The sequence below is a fragment of the Planctomycetia bacterium genome (genome assembly GCA_016795155.1).
Classification (GTDB): Bacteria; Planctomycetota; Planctomycetia; order Gemmatales; family HRBIN36; genus JAEUIE01.
The window spans coordinates 45082-57965 of record JAEUIE010000068.1 but is presented as its reverse complement, the minus strand read 5'-3'; the positions used below and the strand labels follow the sequence as shown (position 1 = coordinate 57965).

The window sequence follows — 12884 nt, the reverse complement described above, 5'->3', positions numbered from 1 at the left end:
TGCCCAACCGTCAGATTGCAGCCGTATTGCTATTTCCTGTCGATTGTTACCACAGCATGTAACCCATCTTCAAGGAAGGTAAGCGTGGCTGACATTCCCTTGAACTGTGCTATGGTACGAGCCGTTTCACTGTCCGTGGCTGGTCCAAGCAATTGCCTGGGGGCAACCACGGCATTTCCATGAATAGAACATTCACAAGAGTGATTACTGGAGTAGTAACGATATTTCCCTCCATCCGGGCAATAAGGCCTTGAGCCATACACTTGATATACCTTGTCCAGCAATGCCTCAGTTGCTTCGCCTTGTGCATTGAGTAATTCTGGATAAGCCATCGCTACGTTGGCAATCTGTTGCTGATTGACCTCGCAGGCAGAACGATGGTTCTCGGCCCATCCCAGGCGATAGCCCGACAATACCGCATTCCATGCTTCAGGTCGAATTCGGAACTGAGCGTGTCCGGCAATCGCATTGGTTGGTATCCTGGCAGGCTGCACGTGAGAATAATGTTGAGCCAGTTCTTCGATCAAGGCAGGGTGATTGGTAAATACGAGCCATTGACCAAAGCGTGCCCAAGCAACTCGAAATGAGAAGCCAAGGACTTTGATGCCGTAAACCCGAACCATGTGCTCACCCTGTTTGATCTGATACTGCTCCGTGCGAAGAAAATCGACAATGTGCTTGGGGATTTCGGCCAAACGTTGATCAACCTCTGACAGAAAACGATCAACTGTCTCCACATGATTGACAGGAATCACCATGCACGCTGGGTTGGTTAACGACTGCCCCAGCATTCCGAAAACTATCATCTCAGCGCCAAAAGTCCTTGGCGCCATTTCACCCATCGTCGATAGTGCTCCCAGGAAGCCCGATACTTCTGCATTGATTGGCTGCGATGCATCGAGCACATGATATGTGATCTGATCGCCTATACCCTTGGTCAGAAAATCTCTCAACAACGGCATATTGAGATTAGGTATTTCTGCTAATGGATTGCGCATCCGCTGATTCTGAGCTACTGGATCGCCAAAGGAGACAGGTATCCCATCTCGCCATTGAATCAGGCTGCTCATTGTTGGCACTGGTATGGTGTTCTTCAGCCGATAGATCGAACCATCACACGCTGCCACCAGAAACTCATCGGTGTCTTTTTCAATAATTCCCTCAAGTGGCTTGGTCAGATCAACATTCAAATCGTCTGGTTTCGTCCAAATGACGGCATGTGATGATGCAACTTCCAATAGACCAATTGTGTTGGATGTCCCATCGCCGACCGTAATCTGGCCCAGTGTTAATTTACTTTCTCCCAAGGGAAAAACGGATTTCTCATGGACAGGAACCTGCAGCCTCGTTTTGAATTCCTTGTCTAATTCTGCCTTCCCTGAACTATAGATTTTGGGCATTCGACTGATCAACTTCTTGTTATGTTCGCTGTCCCAGGGTTCATCCAACTTGAATTCCTTGTACAGATTGTCATGTTCCAGATAAGGCAGCAGTTGCACACGCCAGCTCAATAAAGGCTTCTTGTCTTTCTTTGAAAAAATGGCCCGTGATGGCATGTGGTTGTAATCGCCATGGTAGTTATGCATCGCAATCAAAACTTGCCTTAAATTGCTTTCACGAATGATCGATGGAGTCGCAGTTTTGACTTCTTCTCCTGGCAGGAATGGTAAGAGTGCATCTTTGTTGATATGCCCTGCAAAGGAATGAATGGTGCGTGGTGGAACGGAAATCGCATCAAAAGGAACCGGCTTACCGCCCAATGCCTGAGCCATGCCAGTGTAGATGCTGTTATCAATTAAAGGAAGAACCACTGTTTCCAAACGGAATTGTTCAGGCGTGACTTTGATACGCACTGCAATCGGATCGAAGAATGTTCGCCAGTACTGGTTATACTCCTGCAGGAATGACTGATACGCTTGAGCATCCGCCTGGCTGACTTCTTCCAAAGGGATTTCCAGCAAAGGCGTAAGCTGTGTGGGCCTGCCAAAAACTGAACTGATCGCAGACATCTTGTCTTCACTTAACAGGTAATTGCCTCCTGCCGGGCATGCCCATTTGCCTTGACCGAAAATGCCTGGGGCGCAACCCTTCTCGTGCAATTCTTCCAAGGATTGCGGAGATCTCCCCTGTTCCGTTTTGAACATCAGTGCGGCCTTCTCAATCATTTTGAGATGATTGAAGGCACGCAATCGATGCTGTTGAGTCAATTTGACCCGTGGGCCGAGTAGCCGCCGGATGAATGGATCAGACAGATAGACTAAACCGTCTTCTTCCTTGGCCTGTTTTGGCAGAATGGTCCGAATGTATTTGAATTCCTGAGTATCACCGAGACGTGTCACCGTATTGCCTTGATCATCCTTACCCTGAATGGCTGCCAGGACTTTCTTGAAGGCAGGCAACGAGTTGCTTCGCACATGAAGATCGGGAAGTGGGTCAGCGGTATAGACATGCACCTGGCGATCTTGTGTAGCTTTGAATTGATAAGGAACCCCTAAGTATTGGCCTTCCTTTACTTCGATTCCTGGCTTGTTGGCAAGAGCACCGTCTGTCCAGTTCCGCAGTTGAAGAAGTTGTTCACCCTTGACCAGCAAAGTAATATCGCTGCCATCCGCGAGATAGAGATCACTTCCGGCGACCGCGATGCCTTTCAATCCCATGGCATCAATCAAAGCAGGAGGAATACCCTGGATGCCCAGTTGTGTTTTAATCCGTTTTTCAACATCCTGCGATTGTGATGCTCCGAGCATTTGAGCCAGAAGATGGCCTGACCAGAGGTTGGTGGTCTTCAGGGTTTCCATCAGCTTGGCAGCTGAGGGAAATTCGATGAAGTAAAAGTCTTCAGGTACACATAAAGCCAATTCTCCGATCTCTGGCTTGCGACCTGCGAGCATAGTCTCCCACGGATGACTTTTAATAGTGGGGCCTTGCAGGGATGCAACCTTTACCTTCTCGATCTTTTTCAGCTTCTCTGGTGGTTGTTCCTTTTCCAGAGTGTCTGGTATTGCTTCTTTGGTTGGTGCAGGACGAGCAAAGGCGCGCTGATTCTCTGGTTGATCCAGCATCGTATCGAGTTGCAGGCTTTCCTGAACTGCCAGTGCCCCGCTGAAAGTATTGAAGAGATCAACACCTTCTCTTCGTCCCATGCGGTTGAGTCGCCATTGCATGGATTGTAAATGATCAGGCGAGGTCTTTTCCCGTCGTGCGGTTTGCAATGCTACATACTGGAGATAGCTATCTCGAGGTGATCGGTTATACAGTTCCATAGCTTTGGCGTATGTCCATGCCTTGGACGTAGCTGACTTTTCTTGTGCCTGGTTGGCAACGATTACAGTTAGCAACAGTAACGAGAGAATAATCCAACGCCACATGACACAGCCCTCTGGGTGTTGCCCTGATGCTATCACTGAGTGGATGCCTTTGCTATGGCCTAATTATTCGAATCGATAATTCATGCACAGGCTCAATGCAGGAGCAACCTATAGCCTGACAGGTACTCTACGCTCAGCCAGATAACGCTTGGTGGCTGGGATCGGAAATTCACCATAATGAAAGATACTGGCAGCCAGGGCAGCATCCGCTTTTCCCTTGGTCAGAACCTGGAAGAGGTGCTCCGGATGCCCGGCTCCTCCTGATGCTACTACGGGAATATTCACGGCTTCGGCAACCAGTCGAGTCAACTCAACGTTGTACCCGTTTTTGGTGCCATCGTTATCCATGCACGTTAGGACAATTTCACCGGCTCCCCGTTTTTCAACTTCCCTGGCCCAGGCTACTGCTTCCAGACCTGTGGGTTTCCTGCCACCTTGAATGTACACTTCATACCAGTCCGTTGCCTTTCCATTTTGTTCATGGCGTTGTACTCGACGAGGATCAATGTTGACTACGCAGGCATTCGCTCCGAATTTCCTGCTGATCTGAGTGATGAGTTCAGGTGTTTGTACTGCGGAACTATTTAGACTCACCTTTTCGGCACCTGCCTGAATTAGACGTGTGGCATCTTCAAGGGTGCGAATACCTCCTCCGACACAGAACGGCATAAATACTTCTTCTGAAACCCGGCGTACCAAATCAGCAATGATCTCCCGTCCTTCATGACTGGCTGTGATGTCCAGAAAGACCAGTTCGTCAGCCCCCTGCTCTTCATATTGCCGAGCAATTTCGATGGGGTCACCGGCATCACGCAGATTGATAAAGTTGGTGCCCTTGACCACGCGGCCACGGTTCACATCGAGACAGGGAATAATGCGTTTAGCGAGCATGACGTGAATATAAGAAAATACCCCTGAAATGTATTCAGGGGTAATGTTAAACAAAGATGCCAGATAATTGAAGTTAATCGCGAGATGACATCAGCAAGCTGAGGACAATGCGGAACAACGTTGCAATGGATGCAAAAATCGCCAATGCCGCACCAACATACTCACTGGTTCTATAGTGATGCATGACCATGGAGGTTTCATAAAGAATGAAACCGCAGATCAGCAAACCAATTGCAGCCGTAAACCAGAGTCCCAGAGTAAAATCGAATATGATGCCACCAATAATAATGGCCGGCACCAGCAACCCAAGGACCATCAGTCCTGTGCGCATCCACGAGAAATCGGCCTTGGTAACAAAAACACTCACCGTCAGTGCAGCAGCTATGGCCAAAGTAATAATAACCGCTTGTGGCAAAATGCCTTGATAACCCGGAATGGTGGAACAAATGTAAACCGCTGGCCAGGAAATAAAGGCAACCAAGGCGGTATACAGCGATAATCCAGCATATTGAACAGGTTTCGAAAAATGTCCTTGTGCCATATATTGGGCTGCATAGGATCCGCCTAGGAACGCCAACATCAGTATCAGTAGCCCACCTCTACCCTTGAACGCTACCGCCATCCATTCGACTGGTGCAAAGTTGACAAGCACAACCAGCAACAATGCATAAGCCAGTAATGCGCCGCCCACATGCAGATAGGTTTTCTGGATAAAAGTCCTGCGTTCGCTTAACGCAGCGTCCGCAGCCACTCGTTGATCCCACGTCATAGTTTCGTACACGGTATTCCTCCTTCGTTAAGGGATGCCGTTGATTTGTTATGGTTGTGAATTAATCCTAAGCCCGATTCATGCAAAAAGCAATGCACGAATGATCTCGCTATGGATCCATACGGATTATCTTACTTTGGGTTCGAAACGGAAAAGATTATCGAATGCACTTTAGGTCCGGGCAAAAATGGCGTAGGCAACCCCTTTTCCCATGCTGCATGACTATCTCGATAATGGGGGGATAATGGATGCCCACTTTGCCCTCCGGGCATGTGGAACAAGCCTGATTCCTCTTTACCCGGCGATACTGCAAAACGCTCTGAAGCACCGTGCCCCGGCGACGAGATTCGAGGCAGATCTTTTCTTGCTCCAGGCAGTGGTGCATCTGGCATATCCAGCCAGGTACCGAGCATAGGTACTGCCTGGCTAAGCGGATGCCGAACTCGTGCCGCATTTACTGATCCCCAGGTTTGTTTTTCAAACGGAGTACCAGTCAGTTGCATAGCCTGTTCCACTCGATCCACAGCATCCAGCAGCAAGGCTTGCCAGCTTTCATAGCGCGGATGAAGCAGATGTATCGGGCGTTGTGTTAAGATCGTCCAGATTGGACCTTCCAACTGCTGTTGGTTCCAGGCAAGCTGTCCTTCACGGAAAAGTGCTTTTTGAGAAACTAACGACTCAATAGGCTGCATGACGATCGATTTTACTTCATTTCTAAACTTGTTGAGAATGTTGTAACCAACTCCATCCGTTCCTGCATATCCATCCCACGACACAACCAGTTTTCGTAACTCGCTTCTTTTAGGAAACGATGCATCATTTTCCTGCACCGTTTCCATGAACAACGTTTTCCATTTCTGCATCGAGCGAGCTTCACTATCCAGTTGAATGGCAAGCATGTCTTTTTCATCTGCTTTTTCAATTGCCAGTAATCTATCGCGAATCTGTCCTGCTCTTAAACCAATATCCGCACCTGCATTTCCCAGTTTGGCGAACATTTCACCGCCCACGACACGGTTATTGGCTGTCCATATTCTTCCTTTTTCGGGATCAACAACTCGGGGATACTCTGAAGCTTTCAGGAAACCACTCCATTCAATCTGTTTCTGCGCAGCAGGAATAACACGAGTGGGTGTACCAGTTCGCTTTGGAATTCGGCCAGCAATAGTCCAAGCGATTCGTCCAGATCGATCACCACACACAAAATTCTGGTGAGGAATGCCACAGGTATTGGCGACATCTAATGCTGATTCCAAATCTCGCACTTTCAGCAATTGAAGTGTGTTCAGATTGACACCTTGTGGATCATGAGCCACCCAACGCACTGCGTAGTTTCGGGTTAATTGATCGAGATAACAAACTGGCCCCCACTGTGTTTCGAACACTGGGACTGTAACAGGCGATCCGCCTTTGACCTCAACCATTTCCTGATGAACAACCAGGTCCTTCCATCCATCAGCAGTGCGATATGCCAGCTTATTTTCCCTGCTGGTTTCCAGTTGTATCAGATCAAGCCAATCACCTTCTGTATTAGTAAAGCCCCAGGCTACAAAGCCATTGGAACCTGCAACAATAGAAGGACCACCGGGAAGTGTTACACCACAAGCCTGCCGTTGTGTGCCATCGGGATCAGTCCATTTCAGACAGGCTCGATACCAGATATTGGGCATATTAATGGCCAGGTGCATATCATCAGCTATCAGCGCACCGCCATGCTTGCTGAACTTGCCAGAAACAGCCCAGTTATTGCTTCCGAGCATTGGTCTTTCATCTGTGAAGTCAACTCTGCTTTCTGCTTTGAGATTCTTCAGTTCTGGAATGGTTCGAATATTAAACTGCTCTGCAGTGGGTAATGGTTTTACAGAAATCATGCTTCCATCAATCGCTGCATCCCAGGCAGTTCCATCGGGATCGAAGAACTGGGCGACAGCTTCGGGCAATGCTCCATGCAAATTGGTCCTTGCCATTTCCACCGGGGCCTGGGTATTGTGCAGTTCCATATACATGGCACAGACACAGAGCAGACAATCTTCAGGTTGCCACGGCAGAGGTTCTGTTTGAAGAAGGTGATACTCGAATGGTTTTGCACCCTTCTCTGAAAAACCATTCTTCAAACCCCAGGCAACGCCCAGGCAATATCGTTTGACTGGCTCTTGTTCTTCTGGAGTCGAGGCATCCCAAATGGCTTTCATGCGTGCCCGGAAGCGATGTTTTCGAGACTGCACGTCCAATGGAACCGCAGCGCTGCCAACCAGTGCTGCCAATTCACCAGCTGCTTTTCGCCTGAGCAGGTCCATCTGAAAGAAACGATCCTGGGCATGCAGTACACCCAGACCAAAAGCCAGATCATTCAAATCTGCGCCGATCAACGTCGGCACTCCCTGTTGATCTCGTTCTACTGTTAATGCGTTCTTGATTGCATCAGTCGTGAACGAGCCTTGCAAAACAGGCAGGCTGGAATTCAGAACGGATCGCACATACCAGAATGCACTGCCAGATCCCACCAGCAAAAAGGCTAGTAGAACCGTGGCAATTCGCAGCAGCCAACGTCGCCTTTTCCGTGGTTTTGCTGGTGTGCTCGTGGTCTCAGTTCCCATGGAATTCGATCCTTCTTTCAAGTTCTAATAGGCCAACTCGCTGCAATCAGCTTCCCGTTGGTTTGCTTGAATCGCGGCGTTGATTTTCCCCAGTAATCTTGCGGCGACGCTGTTGTACAGGAATGGTCTGCAATTCAGGTACCGGAATTGGCACAAGGATGCCTGGTTCAGATGAAATGCGTGACGCTGCTTCCGCTGCCAGTTCCAGAAAACGACTCTGGCTGCGGACTCGTTTCTGCGGATCGCAGGTGACACGTATCCACGAACCATCGGGGCGCAGTTCCCTTGCCTTCACGTTATCCGCCAATGTTACTGCAAGTATTTCATCAATCATCCGCTTTTTCAAGACGGGATGTTCAATAGGAAAAACCACTTCGACGCGACGACTCAGATTTCTATCCATCCAATCAGCTGAGCCAATATAGACTTCAGGATTATTGTTGTTACCAAAATAAAACACGCGGCTGTGTTCCAGGAATCGATCCACAATGGAACGTACGCGAATGTTATCACTGATACCCTTGATACCCGGCCGCAACGAACAGATACCTCTGCAGATAATATCTATTTGCACACCTGCCTGGCTGGCCTGGTACAGTGCCTTCACCAAAGTGGGCTCGAGCAATCCATTGATCTTGCTGATGATTCGGCCGTTCTTATGTTTCTTCTGGTTATCGATTTCCTTTTCAATTTTTTCGAGAATGAAGTTCAGCAGCCTGCTGGGTGCAAGGATCAGCTTGCGCCAGTTAGGAACATTGCTGTAACCAGTCAGGTAGTTAAACAAGGCAGTTGAGTCTTCACCAAAATCTTCGTTACAGGTAAAGAAACCAAAATCGGTGTAAATACGGGATGTTTGCGGATTGTAATTGCCTGTGCTTAAATGCACATAGCGACGCAATCCATCTTCTTCTTTTCTGACAACCAGACAGACTTTGCAGTGCGTTTTCATGTTGACGAACCCGAAAACCACGTGCACGCCTGCTTTTTCGAGTTCTCGAGCCCACAGGATATTACGCTCTTCATCCATTCGAGCTTTCAGTTCCACCAGCACAGTTACCTGTTTGCCATTATCTGCAGCTTCCTGCAATGCCCTGATAATGGGTGAATCGGCACCCGCACGATAGAGCGTCTGCTTGATGGCAAGCACCTGTTCATCGCGAGCGGCATTCTTGATGAAATCAAGCACGTAGTGAAATGATTCATAGGGATGATGGACCAGGATATCGCGAGATCGGATAGCAGCCCATTGACTGGGAGCCTGCTCAAACTCGGCAACCTGTCTGGGTACATACGCTGCATCACGTAACTGATCGTATCCAGGCAGTGCATAAAGCTGATTAAGTCCGGTCAAATCGAGCATACTTGGCACATGGGTGATGTCCTCTGCTTCCAGATCAAATGAACTGGTCAGGAACTCCACCAGAGGTATGGAAGCGGTGTTTTTCAGATAAACATGAACCGCAGCGCCTCGGCGACGCTTTCGAAGTTCCTCTTCCATCGTTTTCAGAAGGTCTTCTACTTCATCGTCAATTTCATACTCACGGTTGCGGATGACCTGGAACACGGTGGATGCCATTAGATCCATGCCGAGGAAAATCTCGGGCAGGTGCATGCGGATCACACGTTCCAGCGGAACAAAACAGTGTCCACTTCTGGTAGGCAACGGGACAAACCGTTGCAACACCGCGGGTACCTGAACCACGGCAAAGAGCGGCTCGCTCTGATTGCTCCGCTTGAGCATCACCGCGAGGTTAAGTGTTTTGTTGGATAAATGCGGGAAAGGATGCCCGGGATCTATCGCCAGCGGAGTCAGTACCGGAAGGATCTGCTTGTTAAAAAATGAACGCAGATAGCTGGTATCTTCGCTGGTCAGTTCTTCCACCTCCAGAAGCTGAATACCTGCCTTGGCCAGCGGTGGAAGGATCTCGTTGTTGAGCAGGTGATATTGTTGCGCAGTCAGTTCCTGCACGAGCAGATTGATGCGTTGGATCAACTCGCGAGGTGGAATGCGGTCTGCAGCATTGCTGACATTGATTCCCGCCTGCAGTTTCTGATGCAATCCGCCGACACGAACCATGAAGAACTCTTCGAGGTTCGAACTGAAGATGGAAATGAATTTCAGGCGTTCCAGTAGAGGTACGGATGGATCAGCAGCTTCTTCCAGGACTCGTCTATTGAATTCGAGCCAACTCAATTCACGATTGATGTACAGCGAGGGGTCATCCAGTCTCGTCTGCACTTCATTCTGTATTGCCCTGATATTTTCACTCATATGAAGTAATCTCGATAAACAGCATCTCTTATCTTATCATAGCCTTGCCTGGAAGTATTCGCTCAAGGGGAAATCTTCATGGATACCGCAACTCGTGATCGCCTGATTCAGGATTATGTGTCCGGTCCCACAACCTTGCGAAATGCAGTTCGGAATCTTACAAGGGAGCAACTGACATGCCGACCAGTCGCTGGCAAAATGAGCATTCTGGAAGTGGTGTGTCATATTGTTGATTTCGACCCGGTTTACGTCGAGAGAATGAAACGCACCATTACCATGGATCGCCCTGCTCTATTGGGGGCTGATGAAAATGTATTTCTTCAAAAACTGAGCTATCATCACCGTGATCTGAATGAAGAATTGACCATTCTCGAACTGACGCGAAGTTCGATGGCTAAAATCCTCAAACACTTATCACTCGATGCCTGGGATCGAGAAGGCATTCATAACGAACGTGGCCCCATGACGTTGGCCAAGATGGTTGAAAACATGATCAACCATATCCCACATCATGTGAAATTCATCGAAGAAAAACGGAAGGTTTTGGGCGTTTAAGCACGCTTACTTGAACGCTTCATATTCTTTGCCCAGCAGCGACATGGCAATTTTCAGCTTCAGAATTTCATCTGTGCCTTCGTAAATACGACAGACACGAACATCATTGAGGTGGCGGCCTGGTCGATATAGTGTTGACCAGCCTCTGCCACCAAACACCTGGACAGCACGATCAGCGGCTTCCCAAGCTGCATTGGAGGCCTGATACTTTGCCTGAGCAGCCAGAATATCAGCTTTCGCACGCAGTTCCTGATTCTTCGGATCAGCATCACAGGCATCTTTAGCCTGGGCTGCCAACATTACCACGGCATCGGTTGCCAGCCTGCACATTTCAATACGGGCGATATGATCCTGCACTAGTTGATGCTTGGCAATGGGCTTGCCATGCTGATGACGTTCTTTGGCGTAGTTGATAGCTTCTGCCAGGCAATCTTCAATAACTCCCAGGCAACCTGCAGCTACACTTAATCGGCCAGTGACCAGAGACCACATGGCAATGCGGAAGCCATTACCTTCTTCGCCGAGCATGTTTTCAGCAGGCACTTTGAGATTATCCATTTGAAACATGGCAGTATTGGAAGCATACATGCCACATTTGGCGACTAAGTCTTCAGCCTGAAATCCCGGTTGTTTTGTATCGATGATGAAAGCACTGATTTTGCCTCCTTCTTTCGGGTAAGCAAACGTGACGATGGCATCCGCGATGCCACCATTGCTGATAAGGTACTTTACTCCGTTCAGCAGAAAGTTTTTGCCATCACGCGTATACGTGCTGGTCATTTCCAGTGGGTTGGAACCGGCATCAGGTTCGGTCAGACCAAAAGCTAATACCTTGTCGCCTCTGCAGGAGGCAGGCAGGTATCGCTGCTTTTGATCATCATTTCCCCAAGCTAGAATGGGAGCCTGTCCAATGCTGGTCTGGCCGGAAAAGAACGTGCGGACACCGGTGCCTTCACGCCCGATTCGTGCCAGTGCACGGAGATAAGTAACCGCACTGGCACCCCGGCCACCTAATGCCTTCGGTACAGGCATGCCGAGAATGTTGTACTTCTTGGCCAGTGGCAGTACCTGATCGTTGAACTTGTGTTCGAGGTAACACAATTCTTCGTGAGGTCGTATCTCTTCACAGAAAGCATTTACATCATCCAGAAGATGCTGCTGTTCTTTAAGATTCATCTGCCACCTCAGCGTTCGTCGTAATCGATTAGAATCGCAGTTCAATTCTATGATTCATCTGCACAACTGACTTAGATGCGTAAATCTTTCAAAGGCATTTCCATAAAAAGGTACTTGCATTGACTTAATTGGGCTGGCTATGTCAGAACATGCCAAAGCAGTACTTATCAGTGGAGGACTCGATAGCGCGATTCTCGTTGCACATCTCGCTAGACGGTCTCCACGTTCTGAAATCACTCCCATTTTCATTCAATCAGGATTACAGTGGGAGAATATTGAACTCGAATATATGAAGACCTATCTGGAAAAAGTGCAACATTTGTTCAGCAACATCAAAAAACTCGTTGTGCTTTCACAACCAGTAACAGATCTGTATCAGCAGCACTGGAGTACCACAGGAAAAGATGTGCCTGATGCCAGCACACCCGATGAAGCGGTTTATCTTCCAGGCCGAAATCTGCTGCTTACCGCAAAAGCATTGGTGTGGTGTCATCTGCATAAAGTAAATGAGTTGGCATTGGGTATTCTTGGTTCCAATCCGTTCCCTGATGCAACGATAGATTTTTTTGAGACCTACTCACGAGCGGTACAACTCGCATTAGGTGACAAGAAACTGCATATTATTACGCCATTCAGCAACATGCATAAGCCTGAAGTCATGCAACTGGGCAAAGACTTGCCTCTGGAATGGTCTTTCTCCTGTATTCATCCTCAAGGCCAACTTCACTGTGGCCGATGCAATAAATGTGCTGAGCGCAAGCAGGCATTTATTGATGCTGGCATGAACGATCCAACAAAATACGAACGGTGAAATCATGCATAGAGTCACACGTGAAATCCATTTCTGTTACGGTCATCGGCTCCTCAATTACAGCGGAAAATGTCGTCATCTGCATGGACATAACGGCACAGCAGTCATCACCATTGAAAGCCAGCAACTGGATCAATTGGGCATGGTCGTTGATTTCAGTGAAATCAAACGGGTGATGCAGACGTGGATCGATGAAAATCTGGATCACAAAATGATCCTGCATGAATCAGACCCCATTCTTCCACTACTCCAACAACAGAATGAACCTCATTATTTGTTGAAAGTTAATCCCACCGCAGAAAACATCGCAAAACTGATCTATTTGGAGGCTAAAAAGCATGGGTTTCCCGTTGCAGAGGTGAGTTTATGGGAAACAGAGAACAGCTACGCAACCTATCGTGAATAGTGCTTGTCAATTGTCCAGGCTGCTATAAACTGAAGCAAA

At 48.3% G+C, this 12884-nt stretch carries 9 protein-coding genes; 3 read left to right on the top strand and 6 right to left on the bottom strand.

Features of this window, described 5'->3' with window-relative positions; genetic code table 11:
- Positions 1–29: 29 nt before the first annotated feature.
- From JNJ77_22105 to ppk1, 5 genes are all read right to left on the bottom strand, one after another.
- The gene (locus JNJ77_22105; GenBank protein MBL8825298.1) at positions 30–3368 is read right to left on the bottom strand and encodes a DUF1559 domain-containing protein; all 3339 of its coding nucleotides are present in this window, start codon (positions 3366–3368) and stop codon (positions 30–32) included.
- 108 nt (positions 3369–3476) lie between these two features.
- The gene (hisF, locus tag JNJ77_22100) at positions 3477–4259 is read right to left on the bottom strand and encodes an imidazole glycerol phosphate synthase subunit HisF (GenBank protein MBL8825297.1); all 783 of its coding nucleotides are present in this window, start codon (positions 4257–4259) and stop codon (positions 3477–3479) included.
- Positions 4260–4332: 73 nt separating this feature from the next.
- Positions 4333–5040, bottom strand: a complete 708-nt coding sequence (locus tag JNJ77_22095; GenBank protein MBL8825296.1) for a Bax inhibitor-1/YccA family protein — start codon at positions 5038–5040, stop codon at positions 4333–4335.
- 119 nt (positions 5041–5159) lie between these two features.
- On the bottom strand, positions 5160–7625 hold the full coding sequence (locus tag JNJ77_22090) for a penicillin acylase family protein (GenBank protein MBL8825295.1): 2466 nt from the start codon (positions 7623–7625) through the stop codon (positions 5160–5162).
- A 46-nt stretch (positions 7626–7671) separates the two neighbouring features.
- Complete coding sequence (ppk1, locus tag JNJ77_22085) at positions 7672–9897, bottom strand: polyphosphate kinase 1 (protein MBL8825294.1); 2226 nt, start codon at positions 9895–9897, stop codon at positions 7672–7674.
- Positions 9898–9975: 78 nt separating this feature from the next.
- Here ppk1 and JNJ77_22080 point away from each other — a divergent pair, with 78 nt between their 5' ends.
- Positions 9976–10452 (top strand): DinB family protein, encoded by a 477-nt coding sequence (locus tag JNJ77_22080; protein MBL8825293.1) that lies wholly within the window; start codon positions 9976–9978, stop codon positions 10450–10452.
- A 6-nt stretch (positions 10453–10458) separates the two neighbouring features.
- On the opposite strand, the gene JNJ77_22075 is transcribed toward JNJ77_22080, so the two are convergent.
- The gene (locus JNJ77_22075; GenBank protein ID MBL8825292.1) at positions 10459–11628 is read right to left on the bottom strand and encodes an acyl-CoA dehydrogenase family protein; all 1170 of its coding nucleotides are present in this window, start codon (positions 11626–11628) and stop codon (positions 10459–10461) included.
- Positions 11629–11767: 139 nt separating this feature from the next.
- On the opposite strand from JNJ77_22075, the gene JNJ77_22070 reads away from it, so the two are divergent.
- Positions 11768–12439: a 7-cyano-7-deazaguanine synthase gene (locus tag JNJ77_22070; GenBank protein ID MBL8825291.1), complete on the top strand. Its 672-nt coding sequence runs from the start codon at positions 11768–11770 to the stop codon at positions 12437–12439.
- Between the two features lie 4 nt (positions 12440–12443).
- Positions 12444–12845 carry a 6-carboxytetrahydropterin synthase gene (locus JNJ77_22065; GenBank protein MBL8825290.1) on the top strand — a complete coding sequence of 134 codons (402 nt, stop codon included), beginning with the start codon at positions 12444–12446 and terminating at the stop codon, positions 12843–12845.
- The last annotated feature ends 39 nt before the right edge of the window (positions 12846–12884 follow it).

Bases quoted from the DNA above. Each gene is read 5' to 3' on its own strand.
- hisF (MBL8825297.1), bottom strand. From the start codon at position 4,259: ATGCTCGCTAAACGCATTATTCCCTGTCTCGATGTGAACCGTGGCCGC.
- JNJ77_22075 (MBL8825292.1), bottom strand. From the start codon at position 11,628: ATGAATCTTAAAGAACAGCAGCATCTTCTGGATGATGTAAATGCTTTC.
- JNJ77_22065 (MBL8825290.1), top strand. From the start codon at position 12,444: ATGCATAGAGTCACACGTGAAATCCATTTCTGTTACGGTCATCGGCTC.
- JNJ77_22105 (MBL8825298.1), bottom strand. From the start codon at position 3,368: ATGTGGCGTTGGATTATTCTCTCGTTACTGTTGCTAACTGTAATCGTT.
- JNJ77_22090 (MBL8825295.1), bottom strand. From the start codon at position 7,625: ATGGGAACTGAGACCACGAGCACACCAGCAAAACCACGGAAAAGGCGA.
- ppk1 (MBL8825294.1), bottom strand. From the start codon at position 9,897: ATGAGTGAAAATATCAGGGCAATACAGAATGAAGTGCAGACGAGACTG.
- JNJ77_22070 (MBL8825291.1), top strand. From the start codon at position 11,768: ATGTCAGAACATGCCAAAGCAGTACTTATCAGTGGAGGACTCGATAGC.
- JNJ77_22080 (MBL8825293.1), top strand. From the start codon at position 9,976: ATGGATACCGCAACTCGTGATCGCCTGATTCAGGATTATGTGTCCGGT.